Genomic DNA, 204 nt, shown 5'->3' on the forward strand with positions numbered 1-204 from the left:
CGATATCGAGGGTGCCCGCGAACTGGGTCGGTTGGTTGGCGACGATCCCCACCGACCGGCCATCGATACGCCCGAACCCGACGATGATGTTGCGGGCCCGCCCTTCTTGCACTTCCAGGAACTCGTCGTCGTCGAGAATCCGAGTGATCACCTCGTGCATGTCGTAGGGAGTGTTCGGTGAATCGGGGATCAGGGTGTCGAGTT

Annotated in this window: 1 protein-coding gene; it reads right to left on the bottom strand. The window is 61.3% G+C overall.

The genetic code is table 11. The annotated features are described in order from the left end of the window. Positions 1 to 204: carboxyl transferase domain-containing protein (locus tag QM797_RS26195; protein WP_283278658.1), on the bottom strand; the 204-nt coding region annotated here is incomplete at both ends.

Source organism: Rhodococcus sp. IEGM 1381 (genome assembly GCF_030056795.1).
Taxonomy (GTDB): domain Bacteria; phylum Actinomycetota; class Actinomycetes; order Mycobacteriales; family Mycobacteriaceae; genus Rhodococcoides.